This is a genomic window from Cereibacter sp. Soil_C_27, from assembly GCF_057657095.1.
This window is the reverse complement of the sequence record NZ_JBDGJD010000001.1, coordinates 1,117,637-1,137,073: the sequence shown is the minus strand read 5'-3', so window position 1 is coordinate 1,137,073 and position 19,437 is coordinate 1,117,637. Positions and strand designations below refer to the sequence as shown.

Here is a 19,437-nt window from a genome sequence, read left to right as displayed (position 1 = left end):
CGCCGCTGTAGATTTGTGGGCGCCGCTGGGGGCGGCGCCGCTGCAGGTCTGCGGGCGCCGCTGGGGGCGGCGCCTCGCGGGGGGGGGCCCTGCGGTGCCCCCTGTCAGTCCGCGGGGGCCTGGGCGAGGAAGAAGCGCAGCATCTCGCGGCTGGCGTCGGGGCCCGTGGGGGCGGTGTAGCTGCCCTCGGCGCTGCCGCCCGACCAGGCGTGGCCCGCGCCGTGCAGCACCCAGTGCTCGGCGCGCGGGATGCCCCCGGCATCGGCATGGACGGTGCGGGTGAAGGCCATGCCGCCGGCGGAGGTTCCGGTCTCCGCGCGCTCGGTCAGGGTGGCGTCGGCGGGCGGGGTGAATTGCGCCAGCACCTGCGCGCCGTTCACCGGGCTCACCGTGGTGTCGCGGTCGCCGTGGAAGACGATGGCGGGCATCTTGCGGCTGCCGCTGCCCGCCCCGCCCTGGCGCATGGCCTGGAAGGCGGAGGCGACGGAGGTGGCGGCACCATGGGCGAGGCCGGAATGGACGCCGATGGCGGTGTAGAGATCGGGATAGGTCGCGCCCATGATGGCGGCGGTGGCGCCTCCGGCCGAGAGGCCGGCGACATAGACCCGGGCGGGGTCGATGTTCTGGGCGGCGATGACCTCGCGGGTGATGCCGGCGATGAGCGCGGGTTCGCCCTGATCGCGCTGCTGGTCGGCGGTGTTGAACCAGTTCCAGCAGCGCTGCATGTTGGCGGCCTGCGGCTGTTCGGGCCAGACGGTGACGAAGCCGAGCTCGTCGGCCAGCGCGTTCATCTGCGTGCCGGCGGCGAAATCCTCGGGGTTCTGGGTGCAGCCGTGCAGCATGACGACGAGGGGGAGCGGGCCGTCATGGCCGGCGGGGACGTAGAGGCAGTAGGCACGCTGGCCCTGGGCGGCGGCGAAGCTGTGGGTGGTGAGGCCGCGGGATTTCGGCGTCGCTTTGGGGCGGAGCGACCAGGCCTTCGAGGCGGCGCCGGGCGGGGCGAGGTCGATCACGTCGGGGTCGGTGGGGCGGGCTGCGGCAGCGGTGGGGGCGGCGGGAGTGCCGCCCATGGCGCCGCGGATGACTTCCATGGCTTCGCTGAGACGGCCCTCTCGGGTCAGGCGGGTGGCTTCCGCCATTTTCGGGTTCATGGGGCTGATCCTTTCAGCGGATACGGTCGGAGAGGGCTGCACGCACCTCGGGGCTGGCCTGCAGCGAGCCGAGGACGTGGAGGCTGGCGATGGTGGCGCGGGCGAGATCCGGCGGGACGTCGCGGGCGATGATGGCGAGGCCGAGCACCTGGATGTGGAGCACCTCGCCCGCGGCCTCGACGGCCTCGAGATCGGCGCGGGAATAGGCGCGCAGGCCGAGGTCGAGCTGGTGGCGGGCGACGGATTTCTCCACCTGATCGCCGTGCCGGTCGAGCAGGTTGCGGATGGCGCTGCGGATCAGGTCGGTGCGGTTGGAGTAGAAGCCCTCCTGCACCAGAAGGTCGATGCGGCCGAGATCGACATAGCCGAGATTGATGGTGATCTTCTCGCTCTCGGGCGCCCGGGGGCGCAGTTCCTGCATGTTGCTCGACATCGGATCATCCCCTTGCCATCCACATGGATGGTATATGACTGGTAAAGTCGGTTCGGCAAGGGGGAGCGCCGGGTTTGTTGCTGCAGGTGCGAAGGGAATGCTGCGGCTGCACGGCCCTTAAAGCCAAGAAGCGCAGCCTTCTTTCGAAGACTGCGCTCCCTCGGTTCACGGCTGACGACGTCGCGTCACATCAGCTTGCCGGGCTGGTTCTTGACCGGGCGCGGCTTGGCTTCGGTGGCCTGCAGGATCGGATGTTCCTGGGTCTGGGCGACCTGGGCCAAGGCATCATGCGCCGGGGCGTCGCTGCGGGCCGGAGAGCGCTCCGGCTGGTAGGCTTTCCGGTCGGCATAGGAGGGGCCGAAGCTGCCCACCGGGTTCAGCTTGGCGGCGGAACGGGAGGCCGTGGTGAAGCCGATCAGGCAGACCGCGAGCATCCCGCCGAAGACGACGATCGCAAGAAGGAATTCCATTGCTGTCTCTCCCTTGGTGACATCGGGCGGAACCCGCGTCGCCGGTCAAAGTTCCCTCAGCCGAAGCTCACGACGTTGTGGACGCCGACATCGGGATCGCTGTCGGTCATGTTGGCCTTGGCGATCTCGTAGGCGAAGCGCGTGGTGCTGGAGGTCGAGGCCCAGAGCGCGGCGCTGTCGAGGGTGACGACGATCATCGCGAGATCCGGATCGGTCTTCTCGTCGAACCAGGCAGCGACCACCGGATTCCACATCTCTTCGAGCATGGCGCGGTCCATCTGCTCGACGATCGGACCGGACATGCAGGCGTGGAAGTCCTGCGCCTTCGAGATCACCACGAAATGCGCGACGCTGCCGGGCTGGATCGCCTTGAAGAGATCGGTGCTGCGCTTGGTCAGGAACCAGAGCTTGCGGCCCGGCTCATCGACGTGATGCGACATCGGCTGGAAATGCTGGCCCGAGCCGACGATGCCGAGCATCCCGGCACGGAGGTCTTTCAGCTCTTTCCAGAGCAGCGATTTGGGGTCGTTCTGGGCGAGGTCCATATCGGACATGGGAAAGCTCCTGAAGTTGGTTGCCCGCCTCAACCCGCCTGCCCCGGGCTTCGTTCCCTGCGCCCGGGCGCTGCGGGCGGCGGCTTTCCCCCCATCTCGCGCGCGGGACGCGGGTCGAGGCCGCGAACGCCGCGAAACCCGCTCGGTTCCCGTTTTTTAACGCCGGAGGGCTGCGGAACAAATCCCCGGCACCCCCTGTTTTACTGCCGAGCCGGGTCGCTGAGACCCTTCCCATTTTACGCGAGGAGATGAGCATGCAAACCGATAAGACGAAGCCGGGCACGGCAGATGCCGGTGGATCGCAATCGCGTCCGGGCCTCGCAGATCAGGCCAAGGACGCCGCGCGTCGCGAGATGAACGAAGCCAAGGCCGGCCTGCACAGCGCCGCCGACAAGGCCCGCAGCGAGGCGTCCAAGGCTGGCCGCAGCGTGCAGAGCCTGATGATGGACGAGATCGACAAGCGCAAGGGCATGTTCTGCGAAGGTCTGGAAGGCGTGGCGCATGCGATGCGCAAGGCCGCCGACGATCTGGACAAGAACGAGGATGCCCCCGCCGCACCGCGCATGGTGCATCAGGCGGTGAATACCATCGAGGACATGGCCGACCGGCTGAAGTATCAGTCCGCCGAGGACATCGGTCGCAACCTGTCGCGCTATGGCCGCGAGAACCCGACGCTGTTCATCGCTGGCGCGCTTCTGGCCGGTCTTGCCGCGGGCCGCTTCCTTGTCGCCAGCAACTCGGGCAGCACGCGCAGCCGCGGGTTCTGGGACGAGGACGACTATGACCGCGACCAGACCGAGCGCCCCGCCGTGCTGCACCGTGGGCCCAAGGGCCACGAGCCGAGCTATGGCCAATCGGGCGCCGCCCAGCCGGGCGCACGTCCCGACACCGCCGCCTATGGCAGCGGCCGTCACGAAGACCTGCCCTCGGGCACCGGCCAGCCTTCGGCGACGCCGAGCTCGGTTCCGGGTGGCGCGCGCGATCTGAGCTACGGTCAGGGTGGCGTCGGCCAGCCGGGCGGTGCCCAGGCCGGTGGCGTGTCGAACCTGGGCGCGGGTTCCGGCACCGCGGGGTTCACCAAGCCCGCCACGACCCCGGGAGCCAAAGATGGAAAATCGTGAGCGCGAGCCGCTGAACGGGGGCAGGTCCATCGCGGACCTGCTCGGCGATCTGATCCGCGACCTCTCCGGTCTGGTGCGCACCGAAGGCAAGCTGGTGCGGGCCGAGCTGATGGAAGCCGGCAAGACCATGGCGGTCGGTGCCGAGATGATCGCCGCTGGCGGCATCCTTCTGCTGGTGGCCCTTCTGGTGCTGGTACAGGCCCTCGTGGTGCTGCTGGCCCATTGGGTCGGGCCGGCCTGGGCCGCCACCATCGTGGGTGCTGTGCTGGCGCTGATCGGCGCGATGCTGATCCTGCGCGGCAAGAAGAGCATGAGCGCGGCCAATCTGGTGCCTGAACGCACCATCGAACAAACCAGCCGTGATGCACGGCTTGCACGGGAGCAAATCTGATGAGCGATACCGCAGACCATCTTGAACGCGAAGTCGAAGCCCGCCGGGCCAGCGTGGAAAGCACGCTGGACGCGCTGAAGGACCGCATGTCGGTCAATCAGGTGATCGACGATGTGGGCCAGTTCATCGGCATCGAGGATGCCCGCAGCGCGCTGCACAGCGCCGGGCGCCAAGTGCGCGAGAACCCCGTCGCCCTCGGCATGATCGGCCTCGGGCTGGCCTGGCTCGCGCTGAGCAACTCGGGCGGCAAGGATCGTCCGCGCCGCGTCGATTACGACGGCTACCGCGGCCGTTCGGGCAGCTATGAGCCCTACTCCGGAAGCAGCGCCTCGCGCGACTGGCGTGACGAGCGCGGCCAGCGCAGCGGCGTGATCGACCGGGTCGTTGGTGCCGTTTCGGGCGCAGCGGACAGCGTCAGCCATGCGGCTTCGGCGGCGGGCGAGAAGATCTCGTCGACGCTGAGCGGCACGCGGGATTCTGCCGGGCGCTATGCCGACGACGTGTCGGAACGCTCGGGGGCGATGCGCGACAGCGCCTATGACCGCGCCCAGCACCTGCGCGAGAGCATGGGTGAGCGGGCCGACGGGCTGCGTCACCGCGCCGACGACCTGCGTCACCGGGCGAGCGACATGCGTCATGCCGCCTATGACCGCGCCAGCCACGCCCGCGACAGCGTGTCGGCCACGATGGAGCAGCAGCCGCTGCTGATCGGTGCCGCCGCGGTGGTGCTCGGGGCCGTGATCGGCGCCGCCCTGCCCCGCACCCGGACGGAAGACCGGATGATGGGCGACTACCGCGACAGCCTGCTCGACGAGGCGAAGGTCGCGTCGTCGGAACTGCGCGAACGGGCGATGAGCGCCGCGCATCAGACCTATGACGCCGCCGTGGATGCGGCGCGCGATGAAGGTCTGGTGCCGGAGAAGGGCGAGACGGTCGTCTCGAAGCTGGAGCGCGTGGCCGATGCCGCGGTGCAGGAAGCCAAGGATCAGGTCGATCCGGTGCTGCATGGCGATGCCAAGGCCGATGCGAACAAGACCGAGACGGGCAAGTCCGAAGCGGGCAAGTCCGAGACGGGCAAGACCGAAGCGGGCAAGTCGGATTTCGGCAAGCCGGTCGGGGCCTCGGGCGTCGGCAGCACGGATGCGTCGAAGCCGAAGTACAACGTCTGATCCAAGATCAGGCCGGGGAACGGGCGGGGATTTTCCCCGCCCTTTTTCTTTGCTCTGACGGGGGCGCAAAAAGAGAGGGCGGGGAAATCCCCGCCCTTCGGTCGTCTCAGGAATAGATCGGCGGCGTTTGCTCGCCCGGGTTGGGCATCGGCGGATCGCCTGCCGGGATCGGGTCCGGGTCCGGCATCGGATCGGGATAGGGATCCGGGCCGGGATCGGGCATCGGGTCCGGATCGGGCGGGCTGATCGGCGGGTCGGTCGGAGGATCGTTCGGGCCTAGGATAAGGGTCATCTGCGACTCCTGCGTTGCTCGGGCGGTCGTGCCGCCTCTGGGTAAAAAGCGCGGATGGCGGCGGAATGTTCCCCGCCGCCGCCCTCAGAACCGGCGGCTGAGGAAGGCCGAGCTTCGCAGGCCGAAGCGCCAGGGGAGCTCTGCCGCGCGGCTGATGCCGATGCGCGGACCGGCGATGCGCGCCGTCTCCGGCAGCGGATCGGGGCGCAGGACATGGCTCTCGCCATCGAAGGCCACCCCGTCGTCGGCGCGGTCGATGCCGAGCGCCTGCCCCAGCTTGCCCGGCCCCGAGCAGAGCGCGCGCGGGTTGTCCTGGCCGCGCCGCGCCTGCATCTGCTCCACCCCCTCCAGCGGCTCCAGCGCCCGGATTAGCACCGCCTCACCGGGCAGGCAGACCACGTTGAGGCACCAGTGCAGCCCGTAGGAGCGATAGACATAGGCGTGGCCGGGCGGGCCGAACATCGCGGCATTGCGCTGTCCGGGCCCGCGGAAGCTGTGCGAGGCGGGATCGTCGGCGGCATAGGCCTCGGTCTCGACAATGCGCCCGCCGCAGCCCCGGATCACCAGCAGCGCGCCTAGAAGATCGGCGGCCACCGCGACGGCGGGGCGGTTGCAGAAGCTGGCGGGCATGGCGGTCTCCGGGCGGGGCATCGCCTCATTCTAGGGCAGCGCGTCCGGCCCCGCACGGCCAATCGGCCCTGACTTTGCGGAAGCGCCACGCTCGACGGAACATTAGGCGCGGCGCCCGGTTGAGGCCACGTCCCGGGGCCGCAGGCTGCGCCCCCCTTGCCTGACCCTGTGCAGTTCTTGTGAAAGGATCCCCCATGACCCGTTTGCCCCTCACCCTGACCCTCGCCGCCACGCTGGGCCTCGGCCTCGCCACGGGCGTCGTCGCGCAGAGCAGCGACACCACCGCCCCCGGCACGCCCGATGCCGGTGCCACCGGCACCGGCACCGCCGAGGACATCTCTGCGCGGAGCTGGAACGAGCCGGTGCGCGAGGTGTTCTTCACCGATGCCACCATGACCGAGATCCGCCCGACCGAAGAGGTCGAGACCCGCTGGGCCGCGCTCGATCCCGAGGAAAAGCAGAAGGCAAAGCGCGACTGCGCCGCCTTCCTGATCGACGCGGGTGCCATGGGCGGCGCGGGCGGCCCGAGCGACGGCGACACGGCGGCCCAGCTGCCCGAAGCCAATGGCACGACCGAGACCGGCGGCGCGCGTGACCCGAGCTCCGTCTCCACCGATACCACCACGACCTCGGATGCCCTCGCATCGCCCGGCGATGCGACGCTGTGGAACCAGGCCTGCGCGCTGGTGAAATCCTTCGATCCCGAATGAGCCCCCGGGGCCCCCGCGCCCCGGCCCTCCCCCCTTTCCCCAAGCAAGGAGCCGTCAATGTCGGCCGATGACAAGCCAGCCCACCGCCCCGGAAGTTTCGAAACCCTGGTCTCCGACTACGGCGCCGGTGGCGAGTTTCACCAGCATGCCGGCGACGGCGACAACCGGCTGACCACCGCTCAGGGCGTGACCATCGCCGACAACCAGAACACGCTGCGCGCCGGTGCGCGCGGCCCGGCCTTGCTGGAAGATTTCGTGATGCGCGAAAAGATCTTCCACTTCGACCACGAACGCATTCCGGAGCGTGTTGTCCATGCCCGCGGCTTCGGCGCGCATGGCATCTTCGAATGCACCAAGGCCCTGACCGACATCACCCGCGCCGCCCCCTTCCAGTCGGAGGGCAAGGTGACGGAGACCTTCGTGCGCTTCTCGACGGTGGCGGGCTCCAAGGGCTCGGTGGACCTTGCGCGCGACGTGCGCGGCTTTGCGGTGAAGTTCTACACCGACGAGGGCAACTGGGACCTGGTCGGCAACAACATCCCGGTGTTCTTCATCCAGGACGCGATCAAGTTTCCCGACCTGATCCATTCGGTGAAGCCCACCCCCGACCGCGGCTTCCCGCAGGCGCAGTCGGCGCATGACAACTTCTGGGACTTCATCTCGCTGACGCCCGAGTCGATGCACATGGTGATGTGGCAGATGTCCGACCGGACGATCCCGAAAAGCTTCCGCACCATGGAAGGCTTCGGGGTGCATACCTTCCGCTTCGTCAATGCCGCCGGCAAGTCGACCTTCGTGAAGTTCCACTGGAAGCCCAAGCAGGGCCTGCAGTCGGTGCTCTGGGACGAGGCGCTGAAGATCAACGGCGCCGATCCCGACCGTCACCGCCGCGACCTCTGGGACGCGATCAAGGCGGGCGACTTCCCGGAATGGGATCTGGGCGTGCAGCTGTTCGACGAGGACTTCGCCGACAGCTTCGACTTCGACGTGCTCGACCCGACCAAGATCATCCCCGAGGAGCTGGTGCCGGTGGAGATCGTCGGCACGCTGACGCTCGACCGCGTGGTCGACAACTTCTTCGAGGAAACCGAGCAGGTCGCCTTCTGCACGCAGAACGTGGTGCCGGGGATCGATTTCACCAATGACCCGCTCCTGCAGGGGCGCAACTTCTCCTATCTCGATACGCAGCTGAAGCGGCTGGGCTCGCCCAACTTCACCAAGCTGCCGATCAACGCCCCGCGCGGCTGTCCGGTGCACAACTACCAGCAGGACGGTCACATGCAGACCTCCAACCGCAAGGGCCGGGTGAACTACGAGCCGAACGGCTGGGGCGTCGGCCCGCGGGCGCATCCGCTGGAGGGCTATGTCTCCTATGTCGTGAAGGAAGAGGGCGAGAAGCGGCGGCTGCGGCCGGAAAGCTTTGCCGACCATTACAGCCAGGCGCGGCAGTTCTACCTGAGCCAGACCGAGATCGAGCAGGGCCATATCCAGAATGCGCTGATCTTCGAGCTGTCGAAATGCCACGAGGAAGAGATCCGCGCGCGGATCGTGGCGCATCTGCTGAACATCGACGCCGATCTGGCCGAGACAGTGCGCGACGGTCTGGGCCTGCCCGAGATGCCCGAAGCCGCCCCGGCGGCGCGGCCCACGCGGCAGGATCTGGCGACCTCGGACGCGCTGAGCATCCTCAAGAACGGCCCGGACAATTTCGCCGGGCGCACCGTCGGGGTTCTGGTCGGCAACGGCGCCGATGCGGGCATCCTCTCGGCGCTGAAGGCGGCGCTGGCGGCGGAGGGCGCGATGATGAAGCTGATCGCGCCCAAGGTTGGCGGCATCAGGGACAGCGCGGGCACGCTGCATCCGGCGGACGAGAAGATCGGCGGCGGGCCGTCGGTGCTCTTCGACGCGGTGGCGATCCTGCCGGGCGATGACGCGGCGATGATCGCCGAGCATCCGTCCGCGCAGGACTTCCTCAAGGATGCGCATGCCCATTGCAAGGTGATCGGCCATGACGGGGCAGAGGCGCTGGTGGCGGCCTGCGCCTTGGGCGAGAAGATCGACGGCGGCTACATGGCACTGTCGGAAGGCTCGGTCGAGGGCTTCGTCACCGCCTGCCGCGCTCTGCGCTTCTGGCCGCGCGAGGCGACGCTGGTCGGCTGAGCCTGCGGCGGACCGGGGAACCCTGCCCCGGTCCGCGCGTTTTTCCAGGCGCCTCTCGCGCAAGACAGAAAGGTATTTCGATGAGATACGATTCCGACAACCGTTCCTCCACCATCATGATCGCCTCGGCCGTGGTGCTGGGCGCCTTCGGCGCGCTGGCCGTGCGCCAGCTGATGAAATCCTCCGACCGCGCCGGCTTCCGCGAGATCCGCTCGGCGGGCACGCATGACATGGACACGCCGCCGCGCAACTGGGACGAGGTGGACGAGCAGATCGACGAGTCCTTCCCGGCCAGCGATCCGCCGGGCAACTACTGATCCGGCACCGGCGGGAGGAGAGCCGAGCGCTTTCCTTCCCGGCCCTGCGGATCGGCGGATTGCCGCCGGATTGTGCAAGGGCTTGGCGCTGCGGCGCAAAATCGCAACACCCTGTATTTTCAGTCGGAACCTGAACCGCGCGTCACTCATTTGTGCCTTGCCAAGGGAGCGGAACGTGCAATGCGTCCTGCTTTCGAAGGATCCAGGCTTGCAGAGGAGAGTGCGATTGGCGGGCAATGGCAAGCATCCGGGCTTTCTCCAGGGTGGCGGCGAGATGGCAGTGGCGGTCGCGGGTTTCGACTGGGCGGCAACCCCGCTCGGCCCGATATGCGACTGGCCGCCCGCGTTGCGCGTCTCGGTTTCCAACGTGCTCAACTCGCCCTTCCCCGCCTTCCTGGCCTGGGGGCCGGAGCTGACCACCATCCACAATGACGCCTTTCGTCCGATCCTCGGCACCAAGCCCGCACCTCTGGGCAAGCCGATGCGGGAGCTCTGGGCCGAAGCCTGGAGCGAGATCGGCCCTTTCGTCGAAAGCACCCTGCGCGGCGAGCCGGTCTTCATGCAGAATTACGAGGTCGAGATCGACCGCTCCGGCAAGATGGAGAAGGCGAACTTCACCTTCGCCTACAGCCCGCTGCGCGACGACAGCGGTGCCGTCTGCGGCATGATGGACACGGTGGTGGAAACCACCTCGAGCGTGCAGGCCGAGCGCAAAGCGCGCATCCGCAACGGCGAGCTGATGCACCGGATGAAGAACACGCTGGCCATCGTCTCGGCCATCGCCAACCAGACCTACCGCAGCTCGCAGACCGTCAAGGAGGCCAACGAACGGTTGACCCGACGGCTGACCACGCTGGGCAATGCGCAATCGGTGCTGATGAGCGACGATCACGAGGCCGCCGACATCCGCGCCGTGGTCGAAAGCGCGCTGGCCCCTTTCCGGCAGGCGGGCGTGCAGATCGACGTCGAGGGCCCCGCCCTGCATCTGGGCGAGCGGCATGTCTTCTCGCTGGCGCTGGCGCTGAACGAGCTGGCGAGCAACGCCACCAAATACGGCGCGCTGGCGACCCCCGAGGGCCGCGTGGCGCTGACATGGCAGCAGACGGCGAGCGAATTCGTGCTGGAATGGCGCGAGCAGGACGGGCCGCGGGTGAGCGAGCCCAATTCCAGCGGCTTCGGCAGCTTCCTGATCCGCAGCGTGCTGGCCGATGACTTCAACGGCGCGGTCACGCTCGACTATCTGCCCGATGGCGTGGTCTGCCGTCTGGTCACCGCGCGCGAGAACCTGACGCTGCGCCGCGACGCGCCACAGCATCACGCGGCCTGAAACGGGCGGCGAAGACGGCGCCGGCCCGAAACTGAGAAACCTTTTGTCCCGACGCGCGTTGCCTTTCCGACCCTAATGGAAAGGCTTTATCATGTTCAAGTTCATCGGTGGCACCATCGGCTTCATCTTCCTGATCGGCCTTCTGGTCGTGGTCGGGCTGCTCGCGCTGATCTTCTGAGGCCTCAGCCCCAGTCGAGCACCACCTTGCCGCTCTGCCCCGATCGCATGGCGGCAAAGCCCTCCTCGAACCGTGCGACCGGGAAGCGATGCGTGATCACCCGGCGCACGTCGAGGCCATTTTCCAGCATGGCGATCATCTTGTACCAGGTCTCGAAGATCTCGCGACCGTAGACGCCCTTGATGGTGATCGCCTTGAAGACGATCCGGCTCCAGTCCACCGGCGACTTGCCGGGCGGGATGCCGAGCATCGCGATCCGGCCGCCCATCACCATGGCGTCTACCATCTGGTCGAGCGCCACCTGCGCACCCGACATCTCCATCCCGACATCGAAGCCCTGCACGATCTTCAGCCGCGCCATGACCGCGCGCAGATCGTCGGTGGCGACGTTCACCGGGGTGACATCGGCCACCTCGGCGGCCAGCGCCAGCCGCGCCGGGTTGATGTCGGTGATGACCACATGCCGGGCGCCGACATGCCGGGCCACCGCCGCGGCCATGATGCCGATCGGCCCCGCCCCGGTGATCAGCACATCCTCGCCCACCAGATCGAAGCTGAGCGCGGTGTGGACCGCATTGCCCAAGGGATCGAGGATCGCGCCGATCTCGTCGTCGATCGCATCGGGCAAGGGCACCACGTTGAAGGCCGGCAGCCGCAGGTATTCGGCAAAGGCGCCGGGCTCGTTCACCCCGATGCCGCGCGTCTCGGGATCGAGGTGGAACTTGCCCGCCCGGCTCTGGCGCGAGTGCCGCCCGATAAGATGCCCCTCGCCCGAGCAGCGCTGGCCGAGGGAGAGCCCCTCCACGTCGCGGCCCAGTTCGACGATCTCGCCGGCGAATTCATGGCCGGTGACCAGCGGCACCGGCACGGTGCGCGCCGCCCAGTCGTCCCAGTTCCAGATATGGATGTCGGTGCCGCAGATCCCGGTCTTCCGGACCCGGATCAACACGTCGTCCGGCCCGATCTCGGGCACCGGCCGCGTCTCGCGCCAGAGACCGGGCTCCGCCCTCGCCTTCACCAGCGCCGTCATCTCGTTGGTCATATCGCCCCCACCTCGCGCCCCGCCTCGCGGAAGGCCTGCAGCGCCAGATCGAGATCGGCGCGGCCGAGCGCCGCGTTCATCTGCGTCCTGATCCGCGCCTGCCCCTTCGGCACCACCGGAAAGAAGAACCCCGCCACATAGACGCCGCGCTTGAACAGCGCCTCGGCCATGGCCTGCGCGAGCCTGGCCTCGTCCAGCATCACCGGGATGATCGGATGCTCGCCGGGTAGCAGCCGGAAGCCCGCATCCGTCAACCCCGCCCGCCAATGCGCGGCATTGTCGAAGAGCTGCGCCCGCAGATCATCCGCCGCCTCCACAAGATCGAGCGCCGCGATCCCGGCGGCGACCACGGCGGGCGGCAGAGCGTTCGAGAAGAGATAGGGCCGCGCCCGCTGGCGCAAGAGGTCGACCACCGCCTGCGGCCCGGCGATATAGCCGCCGAGCGCGCCGCCCAGAGCCTTGCCCAGCGTGCCGGTGAGGATATCCACCTCCACCCCGTGATGCGCCGGCGTGCCGCGCCCCTCTGGCCCCATGAAGCCGGTGGCATGGCAGTCGTCCACCATCACCAGCGCGCCGTAGCGTTCGGCCAGCGCGGTGATCTCGGGCAAATTCGCGAGATAACCGTCCATCGAGAAGACGCCATCGGTGGCGATGAGGATGAAGCGCGCCCCCGCCTCCCGCGCCTCCTGCAGCCGCGTCTCCAGCTCCGCCATGTCGGAATTGGCGTAGCGGTAGCGCCTGGCCTTGCAGAGCCGGATGCCGTCGATGATCGAGGCATGGTTCAGCGCGTCGGAGATCACCGCATCCTCCGGCCCCAGGAGCGGCTCGAAGAGCCCGCCGTTGGCGTCGAAACAGGCGGCGAAGAGGATGGCGTCGTCCTTGCCGAGGAACCGCGCGATGCGCCCCTCCAGCTCGCGGTGCAGATCCTGCGTGCCGCAGATGAAGCGGACCGAGGCCATGCCGTAGCCATGCTCGTCCATCGCCCGCTTCGCCGCCGCCACCAGCGCCGGATGATCGGCGAGCCCGAGGTAGTTGTTGGCGCAGAGGTTGATCACCTCGCGCCCCGCCACCTCGACCCGCGCGCCCTGCGCCGAGGTGATCAGCCGCTCGCGCTTCGTAAGCCCCTCGGCCTCGATGCCCTGAAGCACCCCGCCCAGATGCTCCAGAAATGCCACCCGTCCCGTCTGCATGTCGGATCTCCCGCGCTTTGCGCTTCTTCTTGGCTCAAATACCGATGCGGCGCCAGCCCCGCGCGCGGCGGTCAGGTTCCGCAGAAGGTGCGGTAATGACCGAAGCCCGCCGGCGCCGGCAGCGCATAGGCCTCGAGCCCCGGGCGTTCGGTGAACGGGTCGGTGACCACCGCCAGAAGCGCGTCGAAGGGCAGCATCTCGCCGCGCCCCGCCGCCTGCAGCGCCGCCTCGACCAGATGGTTGCGCGGGATATAGAGCGGGTTCGCCGCCTCGATCCGTTGCCTTGCATCCGGCGCCAGACGTGCGCGCCAGCGCGGCAGCCAGGCGTCGAGCGCCGACGGATCGGTGAAGAGCGGTCGTAGCGACCCTGCGTCTTCCACGGCTCCGGCCAGCCTGCGGAAGGTCAGCGTCCAGTCGGCGCCCTGCCCCTCCATCGCCGCGAGGAGCCCCTCGGCAAGCTCCATGTCGCCCGCCTCCTCGCCCGCAAGCCCCAGCTTGTCGCGCATCCCCGCCAGCCAGTAACCGCGGTATTCGGCGCCGACACCTTCCAGCACCGCCATCGCCTTCTCCACCGCCCGCTCGGGGTCGGCGTCGATCAGCGGCAGCAGCGTCTCGGCCAGCCGCGCGAGGTTCCAGCCGAGGATCAGCGGCTGGTTGGCATAGGCGTAGCGCCCCTGCGCGTCGATCGAGGAAAACACCGTGCCCGGCGCATAGGCCTCCATGAAGGCGCAGGGGCCGTAATCGATGGTCTCGCCCGAGATCGCCACGTTGTCGGTGTTCATCACCCCATGCACGAAGCCCACCAGCATCCAGCGCGCCACCAGCGCGGCCTGTGCCGATTGCACGGCGGCGAAAAAGGCGAGATAGGGGTTTTCGGCCCCGGCAACCTGCGGGTAATGCCTGGCGATGGCGTAATCGGCCAGCTGGCGCAGCTTGTCCTGCTCGCCGCGCGCCGCGAAATACTGGAAGGTGCCCACGCGGATGTGGCTGGCCGCCACCCGGGTGAGGATGGCGCCGGGCAGCTGGCCCTCCTGCCGCAGCACCGGCTCGCCGGTGGCCACGGCGGCGAGCGCCCGCGAGGTGGGAATGCGAAGGGAGTGCATCGCCTCGCCGATCAGATATTCGCGCAGCACCGGCCCGACCGCCGCCTTGCCGTCGCCCCCGCGCGAGAAAGGCGTGCGCCCCGAGCCCTTCAGCTGGATGTCGCGCCGCGCGCCCTGCCGGTCATGCACCTCGCCCAGAAGCAGCGCCCGCCCATCGCCCAGCTGCGGCGAGAAGCCGCCGAACTGGTGCCCGGCATAGGCCTGCGCCAGCGGATGCGCGCCCTCGGGCACAGCGTTGCCGGAAAAAAGCTCCGCCCCCGCATCCTCCAGCGCCTCGGGGTCGAGCCCGAGCTCCTGCGCCAGTGGCCGGTTCAGCCGCAGAAGCAGCGGCGCCGGAACGCGCGCCGCCTGCCAGTCGACGTAGAGGCCGGGCAGGTCACGGGCATAGCTGTTGTCGAAGGCGAAGGTCGGACCGGGCATTCTGTCTCGCTTTGCGAAGGAGGGGGTCCGCCTGATATGGGCCCCCTGCCCCCGTCCGGCAACCCGGCGCCGCCCTCAGGAGGGCGCGCGGTCGCCGCGCGGGCCGCGGTTCAGCCGGGTGGCGAGCCGCACCACATTGCCGCCGAGCGGCAGGGGCGCGGGCACCTTCTTGCGCGGCGCATCGATCAGCCGCTTCTCCATGCGCTGGATCTCCAGATCGCGGCGGGCGATCTCGGGCACGGCGGCAAGGCAGATGCCCAGCGCCGCACCGATCACCCCGGCGGCAAGCTGATTGTGGCCGGGCGACAGCGCATCGGCCACGGTCTCGGTGCCGATCGCGGTCAGAACCAGCAGCCCTGCCATGGTGATCGAGAAGGCGCCGATCAGCCGGCCATAGGCCTGGGTCCGCTCGACCATATGGCGTGTCAGGCGGCAGCGCTGCACCGGGTCGAGGCTGCGCAGGTCATGCGCGATGGTCTTCTCCGACCGCAGCAGGAGCCCCGCCACCACGATGGCCATGGTGATGAGCAATGTCGGCGTCAACCGGTCGAGCTCCGACAGGGGCACGAACCAGCCGAACAGCAATGCCATGCCAAGGGCGGTCAGAGGAAAGCTTAGCCGACCCATCCAAAGATCCCATTTCCTGAAAGGTGAGGTGACACTAGGTGGGTGATGGGGCGATTGAGTCAAACAGAGAAACGATCCGTGAGCGGGGATATGCTCTTTTCACGGATTCGCACTAAAAGATGCGGCAAGAACCCGCGCATTCAACCGGAGATGGTCACAAAATGGTCGGAGTGGAGGGATTCGAACCCCCGACATCCTGCTCCCAAAGCAGGCGCGCTACCAGACTGCGCTACACTCCGACGCGGCTGTCCTACAGCCGAACGGGCCGATTGGAAAGCCGTTATTCGGCGCAGGGCCACGCGGCCTGCGCCTGATCCAGTGCCGGATGGCGCATGACGCTGCCGGGAGCGATGCCCATGCGCCGCGCCAGCCCGCCGTTGATCTCCAGCACCGCGAGGATGCCGTCACCGCCGGGGATCGCGGTCTCGTCCATCGGCACGGCATTCTCGTGCACGGTCTTCACCACGCCATCCGGCCCGGCAAAGATCATGTCGAGCGGGATGAGCGTGTTCTTCATCCAGAAGCTGGCCTGTTGCGGACGCTCGTAGATGAAGAGCATCCCGGCCGAGCGCGGCATCTCCACCCGGTCCATCAGGCCGCGGGCGCGTTCGGTGGGGCTGTCGGCCAGTTCGACCGTGAAGCGGGCCGAGCCGCCGGGGCCGCGCAGCTCCACCGTATCCTCGCGGCAGGCTGCCTGCGCCAGACCCGGAGCCAGCAGCAGGGCGAGGACGAGCGCCTTCATTCCGGCTCCCGCGCCGCCGCTTCCCAGGAGACGACCTGCACCGCCATCCGGCCGCGCTTGCCCTCGATGATCCGCAGCGCCACCGCCTCGCCTGCCGCCAGATCGGCGAAGCCCGACATGCGCAGCACCTCGACATGGATGAAGACGTCTTCCGGGCGGCCGAAGACATTGGCGAAGCCGAAGCCCTTGCCCTTGTCGAACCATTTCACCCGGCCGGGTTCCAGCGGACGCGCGGCGATCTCCTCGGGGGTGGCCAGCTCGCTGTCTTCGCTCAGATGGAAGGCGGTCCCGACCGGCGGCTCGATCTTGAGCACCTCCACGGCCTGAACCCCGCGCTGCGTCATCTGGACCTTGACCGAAATCCCGGCGCCATCCGCGACCGAGCTCTGCCCGTAGTTCCGCAACACGTTGGCGTGCAACAGGATATCCGCCCCGGACTCTTCGGTTACGATGAACCCGAAGCCTTTCGCAGGGTCGAACCATTTCACGCGGCCATGCACAGTCTGCAGAGCCTTTTCGTCATCAATCATGTCCAGAGCCGTTTCCCCAGATGAGCCCCTAGGCTGCCAGTAGTGCCGTCAATCACGAGGCGGATTCAAGTGTAAAAGTCATGTCAAATTCTCATCTTCCGTTCGTGCAGCACGAAATTCATGGGTTCAACCGTTCAATCTTCCAGCTCTCTGACGGGGAGGATCTGGTCCAGCGGAAGCGGTCGTGCAGACGGAAAGCGCCGTCGGCCCAGAACTCAATTTCGAGCGGAGTGATCCTCACACCGCCCCAGAACGCCGGGCGGGGCGGGTTTGTTCCTTTCGACGCCGTGACCTTGGCGACCTCGGCCATCAGCGCGGTGCGCGACGACAGGGGCTGGCTCTGCTGCGAGGCCCAGGCGCCGAGCCGGCTCTTGAGCGAGCGCGAGGCGTAATAGGCGTCAGCCTGCGGCCCCTCCTCGCGCGAGGTCAGGCCGCGCACCCGGATCTGGCGGCGCAGCGACTTCCAGTGCAGCACGAAGGCCGCCTTCCCGCTGGCCTCGATCTCCTGCCCCTTCTGCGAGCCGTAGTTGGTATAGAAGACGAAGCCCGCGGGCTCGATGTCCTTCAGGAGCACCATGCGCACATTGGGCAGCCCCGCCCCGTCCACCGTGGCCAGCGCGATGGCATTGGCGTCGTTGGGCTCCAGCGGCTCGGCCTCGGCCAGCCAGTCGCGCGCGATGGCGAAGGGATCGTCGCCCGCAAAGATACCCGATCTGTCCATCCGTCCGCTCTCCTGCACCCCGGCCCCCGTGGCCGCGCGGCAAGGCTAGACCCCCCGTCCGCCAGCGGCAAGATGCACCATCTCCCGCGCCCTTGATGCGCCGCGCGGGATCGCCTAAACGTCATCTTTCAACGCTCCGGAAAAAGGCGAGGCTCTCCCCATGTCGAACGGCTTGCTGGCAGGAAAACGCGGGCTCATCATGGGCCTGGCCAATGACAAATCCATCGCCTGGGGCATCGCGAAGTGCTGCGCCGACCAGGGGGCCGAGCTTGCCTTCTCCTATCAGGGCGAGGCGCTGAAGAAGCGGGTCGAACCCCTGGCCACCAGCATCGGCTCGACCACGATGATCGAATGCGACGTGGCCGACGAAGCCTCGCTCGACGCGCTCTTCGCCCAGCTGAAGGACAGCTGGGGCACGCTGGATTTCGTCGTCCACGCCATCGGCTTCTCCGACAAGAGCGAGCTGCGCGGCCGCTATGTCGACACCTCGGCGGCGAACTTCCGCATGACGATGGACATCTCGGTCTATTCCTTCACCGCCGTCTGCCAGCGCGCTTCCGCGATGATGCCGAACGGCGGCAGCCTGCTGACCCTGACCTATTACGGCGCCGAGAAGGTCATGCCGCATTACAACGTGATGGGTCTGGCCAAGGCCGCGCTGGAGACCTCGGTGCAATACATCGCCGAGGATCTGGGCAAGGACAACATCCGCGTCAACGCCATCTCCGCCGGTCCGATCAAGACGCTGGCCGCCTCCGGCATCGGCGACTTCCGCTACATCATGAAGTGGAACGAGCTGAACTCGCCGCTGCGCCGCAACGTGACGCAGGAAGAGGTCGGCAAGGCCTCGCTCTACCTGCTCTCGGATCTGGGCTCCGGCACCACCGGCGAGGTGCTGCATGTCGATGCGGGCTATCATGTCGTCGGCATGAAGGCTGTCGATGCGCCCGACATCGACGCCACGAAGAAAGACCACTGACATGACGCTCGCAGCGTTCATCGCCGCATGGGCGCTGCATCTGGCCGCCGCCGCCAGCCCCGGCCCCGCCGTGCTGATGGCCGCACGCACCGGGATCACCGAGGGCCTGCGCACCGGCGTCTTCCTCGCCATGGGCCTCGGCCTCGGCGCGGTGTTCTGGGCCTGCGCCGCGCTCTTCGGCCTCGCCCTCCTGTTCCAGACCGCCCCCGCCCTGCTCTGGGGCTTCAAGCTCGCCGGCGGGCTCTATCTCTGCTGGATCGCGCTGCAGATGTGGCGCCACGCCGCCACGCCGCTCGACATGGGCGAGGCGGGGCGCCTGCCGCGCAGCCCGCTCTCGGCGCTGCGATTGGGGCTGCTCACGCAGCTTTCCAACCCGAAACCCGCCGTGTTCTTCGGTGCGGTCTTCCTCGGCACCGTGCCCGCCGGCACCGCGCCCTGGGTCATCGCCGCGCTGCTCGGCGTCGTCTTTCTCAACGAGGTCGCCTGCAACGTGCTTGTGGCGCGGCTCTTTTCCTTCGACCGTCCCCGGCGCGCCTATCTCCGCCTGAAGGCAAGCATCGACCGTGGATTCGGCGGCCTGCTGGCCCTTCTGGGCCTCAAGATCGCTGCCACCTAGGAGAGCACCATGAACGATCGCCTGCCCCATGAAAAAGGCTTCCACGTCAGCTGGGACCAGATCCACCGCGATGGCCGCGCCCTCGCCTGGCGTCTCGACGGGCTCGGCCCCGACAACGGCGCCTGGCGCGCCGTGGTGGGCATCACCCGCGGCGGGCTGGTCCCGGCGATGATCGTCAGCCGCGAGCTCGACATCCGCACGGTCGACACGATCAGCGTGAAATCCTACAACCACCAGACCCAGACCGCGCCGCATGTCATCAAGGCCCCGCAGGCCGAGCTGATGGGCGACGGCACCGGCATCCTCGTGGTCGACGATCTGGTCGACAGCGGCAAGACGCTGGAACTGGTGCGCAAGCTCTATCCCAAGGCGCATTTCGCCACGGTCTATGCCAAACCCTCGGGCCGTCCGCAGGTCGATACCTATATCACCGAGGTCAGCCAGGACACCTGGATCTTCTTCCCTTGGGACATGGCGCTGCAATACGTCGAGCCCTATCGCGGCAAGGACTGACCCTGCTCCGGCGGCCCGCCATGCGCGGCGCCGCCGGAGCCCGCCGCGGAA

Annotated in this window: 24 protein-coding genes and 1 tRNA gene; 11 read left to right on the top strand and 14 right to left on the bottom strand. The window is 68.2% G+C overall.

Going from position 1 to position 19,437, the window contains the following annotated elements; all coding sequences use genetic code 11:
* Window positions 1-104: 104 nt before the first annotated feature.
* From AC3A5Z_RS05615 to AC3A5Z_RS05600, 4 genes are all read right to left on the bottom strand, one after another.
* Complete coding sequence (locus AC3A5Z_RS05615; RefSeq protein WP_487518374.1) at window positions 105-1,151, bottom strand: extracellular catalytic domain type 1 short-chain-length polyhydroxyalkanoate depolymerase; 1,047 nt, start codon at window positions 1,149-1,151, stop codon at window positions 105-107.
* Between the two features lie 13 nt (window positions 1,152-1,164).
* Window positions 1,165-1,572: a CopG family transcriptional regulator gene (locus AC3A5Z_RS05610; RefSeq protein WP_487518643.1), complete on the bottom strand. Its 408-nt coding sequence runs from the start codon at window positions 1,570-1,572 to the stop codon at window positions 1,165-1,167.
* A gap of 197 nt (window positions 1,573-1,769) precedes the next feature.
* Window positions 1,770-2,054, bottom strand: coding sequence for a hypothetical protein (locus AC3A5Z_RS05605; protein ID WP_487518373.1), 285 nt, complete (start codon window positions 2,052-2,054; stop codon window positions 1,770-1,772).
* 56 nt (window positions 2,055-2,110) lie between these two features.
* Window positions 2,111-2,608 (bottom strand): pyridoxamine 5'-phosphate oxidase family protein, encoded by a 498-nt coding sequence (locus tag AC3A5Z_RS05600; RefSeq protein WP_487518372.1) that lies wholly within the window; start codon window positions 2,606-2,608, stop codon window positions 2,111-2,113.
* Window positions 2,609-2,862: 254 nt separating this feature from the next.
* Between AC3A5Z_RS05600 and AC3A5Z_RS05595 the strand changes: the two genes are divergently transcribed.
* The 3 genes from AC3A5Z_RS05595 to AC3A5Z_RS05585 are packed head-to-tail and all read left to right on the top strand — an operon-like array spanning window position 2,863 to window position 5,289.
* Window positions 2,863-3,729: a hypothetical protein gene (locus AC3A5Z_RS05595; protein WP_487518371.1), complete on the top strand. Its 867-nt coding sequence runs from the start codon at window positions 2,863-2,865 to the stop codon at window positions 3,727-3,729.
* Window positions 3,716-4,120: a phage holin family protein gene (locus AC3A5Z_RS05590; RefSeq protein ID WP_487518370.1), complete on the top strand. Its 405-nt coding sequence runs from the start codon at window positions 3,716-3,718 to the stop codon at window positions 4,118-4,120. Before AC3A5Z_RS05595 ends, AC3A5Z_RS05590 begins: the two co-directional genes overlap by 14 nt.
* A complete protein-coding gene (locus tag AC3A5Z_RS05585) occupies window positions 4,120-5,289 on the top strand; it encodes a DUF3618 domain-containing protein (protein ID WP_487518369.1) in 1,170 nt (389 codons plus the stop codon). The genes AC3A5Z_RS05590 and AC3A5Z_RS05585 overlap by 1 nt, the downstream gene beginning before the upstream one ends.
* Window positions 5,290-5,395: 106 nt before the next feature.
* Here AC3A5Z_RS05585 and AC3A5Z_RS05580 read toward each other — a convergent pair whose 3' ends face one another.
* Both AC3A5Z_RS05580 and AC3A5Z_RS05575 read right to left on the bottom strand, forming a co-directional pair.
* Entirely contained in the window at window positions 5,396-5,581 is a 186-nt protein-coding gene (locus tag AC3A5Z_RS05580) for a hypothetical protein (protein ID WP_487518368.1), read from the bottom strand.
* An 84-nt stretch (window positions 5,582-5,665) separates the two neighbouring features.
* A complete protein-coding gene (locus AC3A5Z_RS05575) occupies window positions 5,666-6,232 on the bottom strand; it encodes a DNA-3-methyladenine glycosylase (protein ID WP_487518367.1) in 567 nt (188 codons plus the stop codon).
* A gap of 173 nt (window positions 6,233-6,405) precedes the next feature.
* Here AC3A5Z_RS05575 and AC3A5Z_RS05570 point away from each other — a divergent pair, with 173 nt between their 5' ends.
* From AC3A5Z_RS05570 to AC3A5Z_RS05550, 5 genes are all read left to right on the top strand, one after another.
* Entirely contained in the window at window positions 6,406-6,921 is a 516-nt protein-coding gene (locus AC3A5Z_RS05570) for a hypothetical protein (protein WP_487518366.1), read from the top strand.
* A 57-nt stretch (window positions 6,922-6,978) separates the two neighbouring features.
* Window positions 6,979-9,081 carry a catalase gene (locus AC3A5Z_RS05565; RefSeq protein ID WP_487518365.1) on the top strand — a complete coding sequence of 701 codons (2,103 nt, stop codon included), beginning with the start codon at window positions 6,979-6,981 and terminating at the stop codon, window positions 9,079-9,081.
* 80 nt (window positions 9,082-9,161) lie between these two features.
* Window positions 9,162-9,398 (top strand): hypothetical protein, encoded by a 237-nt coding sequence (locus AC3A5Z_RS05560; RefSeq protein ID WP_487518364.1) that lies wholly within the window; start codon window positions 9,162-9,164, stop codon window positions 9,396-9,398.
* Window positions 9,399-9,606: 208 nt separating this feature from the next.
* Complete coding sequence (locus AC3A5Z_RS05555; protein ID WP_487518363.1) at window positions 9,607-10,725, top strand: sensor histidine kinase; 1,119 nt, start codon at window positions 9,607-9,609, stop codon at window positions 10,723-10,725.
* A gap of 91 nt (window positions 10,726-10,816) precedes the next feature.
* Window positions 10,817-10,903 carry a small membrane protein YohP gene (locus AC3A5Z_RS05550; protein WP_107665127.1) on the top strand — a complete coding sequence of 29 codons (87 nt, stop codon included), beginning with the start codon at window positions 10,817-10,819 and terminating at the stop codon, window positions 10,901-10,903.
* Window positions 10,904-10,907: 4 nt separating this feature from the next.
* Here the strand turns inward: AC3A5Z_RS05550 and tdh are convergent, their stop codons facing one another.
* From tdh to pdxH, 8 genes are all read right to left on the bottom strand, one after another.
* On the bottom strand, window positions 10,908-11,933 hold the full coding sequence (gene tdh, locus AC3A5Z_RS05545; protein WP_487518642.1) for an L-threonine 3-dehydrogenase: 1,026 nt from the start codon (window positions 11,931-11,933) through the stop codon (window positions 10,908-10,910).
* 8 nt (window positions 11,934-11,941) lie between these two features.
* Window positions 11,942-13,135, bottom strand: coding sequence for a glycine C-acetyltransferase (locus AC3A5Z_RS05540; protein ID WP_487518362.1), 1,194 nt, complete (start codon window positions 13,133-13,135; stop codon window positions 11,942-11,944).
* A gap of 71 nt (window positions 13,136-13,206) precedes the next feature.
* Window positions 13,207-14,658 carry a protein adenylyltransferase SelO gene (locus AC3A5Z_RS05535; protein WP_487518361.1) on the bottom strand — a complete coding sequence of 484 codons (1,452 nt, stop codon included), beginning with the start codon at window positions 14,656-14,658 and terminating at the stop codon, window positions 13,207-13,209.
* A 75-nt stretch (window positions 14,659-14,733) separates the two neighbouring features.
* Window positions 14,734-15,285 (bottom strand): hypothetical protein, encoded by a 552-nt coding sequence (locus tag AC3A5Z_RS05530; RefSeq protein WP_487518360.1) that lies wholly within the window; start codon window positions 15,283-15,285, stop codon window positions 14,734-14,736.
* A 162-nt stretch (window positions 15,286-15,447) separates the two neighbouring features.
* Window positions 15,448-15,524 (bottom strand) — tRNA-Pro (locus tag AC3A5Z_RS05525).
* A 41-nt stretch (window positions 15,525-15,565) separates the two neighbouring features.
* Entirely contained in the window at window positions 15,566-16,027 is a 462-nt protein-coding gene (locus AC3A5Z_RS05520) for a DUF192 domain-containing protein (protein ID WP_487518359.1), read from the bottom strand.
* Window positions 16,024-16,557: a cold-shock protein gene (locus tag AC3A5Z_RS05515; protein ID WP_487518358.1), complete on the bottom strand. Its 534-nt coding sequence runs from the start codon at window positions 16,555-16,557 to the stop codon at window positions 16,024-16,026. Before AC3A5Z_RS05515 ends, AC3A5Z_RS05520 begins: the two co-directional genes overlap by 4 nt.
* Before the next feature lie 118 nt (window positions 16,558-16,675).
* Window positions 16,676-17,278: a pyridoxamine 5'-phosphate oxidase gene (pdxH, locus tag AC3A5Z_RS05510; RefSeq protein ID WP_487518357.1), complete on the bottom strand. Its 603-nt coding sequence runs from the start codon at window positions 17,276-17,278 to the stop codon at window positions 16,676-16,678.
* A gap of 160 nt (window positions 17,279-17,438) precedes the next feature.
* On the opposite strand from pdxH, the gene fabI reads away from it, so the two are divergent.
* From fabI to gpt, 3 genes are read left to right on the top strand one after another with little or no spacing between them, the layout of a single operon-like run.
* The gene (fabI, locus tag AC3A5Z_RS05505; RefSeq protein ID WP_487518356.1) at window positions 17,439-18,257 is read left to right on the top strand and encodes an enoyl-ACP reductase FabI; all 819 of its coding nucleotides are present in this window, start codon (window positions 17,439-17,441) and stop codon (window positions 18,255-18,257) included.
* A 1-nt stretch (window position 18,258) separates the two neighbouring features.
* A complete protein-coding gene (locus AC3A5Z_RS05500; RefSeq protein WP_487518355.1) occupies window positions 18,259-18,873 on the top strand; it encodes a LysE family translocator in 615 nt (204 codons plus the stop codon).
* Window positions 18,874-18,882: 9 nt separating this feature from the next.
* Entirely contained in the window at window positions 18,883-19,386 is a 504-nt protein-coding gene (gene gpt, locus AC3A5Z_RS05495) for a xanthine phosphoribosyltransferase (RefSeq protein WP_107665440.1), read from the top strand.
* The last annotated feature ends 51 nt before the right edge of the window (window positions 19,387-19,437 follow it).

Coding starts and splice junctions, on each gene's coding strand:
- AC3A5Z_RS05615 (WP_487518374.1), bottom strand. CDS start 1,151: ATGAACCCGAAAATGGCGGAAGCCACCCGCCTGACCCGAGAGGGCCGT.
- AC3A5Z_RS05610 (WP_487518643.1), bottom strand. CDS start 1,572: ATGCAGGAACTGCGCCCCCGGGCGCCCGAGAGCGAGAAGATCACCATC.
- AC3A5Z_RS05605 (WP_487518373.1), bottom strand. CDS start 2,054: ATGGAATTCCTTCTTGCGATCGTCGTCTTCGGCGGGATGCTCGCGGTC.
- AC3A5Z_RS05600 (WP_487518372.1), bottom strand. CDS start 2,608: ATGTCCGATATGGACCTCGCCCAGAACGACCCCAAATCGCTGCTCTGG.
- AC3A5Z_RS05595 (WP_487518371.1), top strand. CDS start 2,863: ATGCAAACCGATAAGACGAAGCCGGGCACGGCAGATGCCGGTGGATCG.
- AC3A5Z_RS05590 (WP_487518370.1), top strand. CDS start 3,716: ATGGAAAATCGTGAGCGCGAGCCGCTGAACGGGGGCAGGTCCATCGCG.
- AC3A5Z_RS05585 (WP_487518369.1), top strand. CDS start 4,120: ATGAGCGATACCGCAGACCATCTTGAACGCGAAGTCGAAGCCCGCCGG.
- AC3A5Z_RS05580 (WP_487518368.1), bottom strand. CDS start 5,581: ATGACCCTTATCCTAGGCCCGAACGATCCTCCGACCGACCCGCCGATC.
- AC3A5Z_RS05575 (WP_487518367.1), bottom strand. CDS start 6,232: ATGCCCCGCCCGGAGACCGCCATGCCCGCCAGCTTCTGCAACCGCCCC.
- AC3A5Z_RS05570 (WP_487518366.1), top strand. CDS start 6,406: ATGACCCGTTTGCCCCTCACCCTGACCCTCGCCGCCACGCTGGGCCTC.
- AC3A5Z_RS05565 (WP_487518365.1), top strand. CDS start 6,979: ATGTCGGCCGATGACAAGCCAGCCCACCGCCCCGGAAGTTTCGAAACC.
- AC3A5Z_RS05560 (WP_487518364.1), top strand. CDS start 9,162: ATGAGATACGATTCCGACAACCGTTCCTCCACCATCATGATCGCCTCG.
- AC3A5Z_RS05550 (WP_107665127.1), top strand. CDS start 10,817: ATGTTCAAGTTCATCGGTGGCACCATCGGCTTCATCTTCCTGATCGGC.
- tdh (WP_487518642.1), bottom strand. CDS start 11,933: ATGACGGCGCTGGTGAAGGCGAGGGCGGAGCCCGGTCTCTGGCGCGAG.
- AC3A5Z_RS05540 (WP_487518362.1), bottom strand. CDS start 13,135: ATGCAGACGGGACGGGTGGCATTTCTGGAGCATCTGGGCGGGGTGCTT.
- AC3A5Z_RS05535 (WP_487518361.1), bottom strand. CDS start 14,658: ATGCCCGGTCCGACCTTCGCCTTCGACAACAGCTATGCCCGTGACCTG.
- AC3A5Z_RS05530 (WP_487518360.1), bottom strand. CDS start 15,285: ATGGGTCGGCTAAGCTTTCCTCTGACCGCCCTTGGCATGGCATTGCTG.
- AC3A5Z_RS05520 (WP_487518359.1), bottom strand. CDS start 16,027: ATGAAGGCGCTCGTCCTCGCCCTGCTGCTGGCTCCGGGTCTGGCGCAG.
- AC3A5Z_RS05515 (WP_487518358.1), bottom strand. CDS start 16,557: ATGATTGATGACGAAAAGGCTCTGCAGACTGTGCATGGCCGCGTGAAA.
- pdxH (WP_487518357.1), bottom strand. CDS start 17,278: ATGGACAGATCGGGTATCTTTGCGGGCGACGATCCCTTCGCCATCGCG.
- fabI (WP_487518356.1), top strand. CDS start 17,439: ATGTCGAACGGCTTGCTGGCAGGAAAACGCGGGCTCATCATGGGCCTG.
- AC3A5Z_RS05500 (WP_487518355.1), top strand. CDS start 18,259: ATGACGCTCGCAGCGTTCATCGCCGCATGGGCGCTGCATCTGGCCGCC.
- gpt (WP_107665440.1), top strand. CDS start 18,883: ATGAACGATCGCCTGCCCCATGAAAAAGGCTTCCACGTCAGCTGGGAC.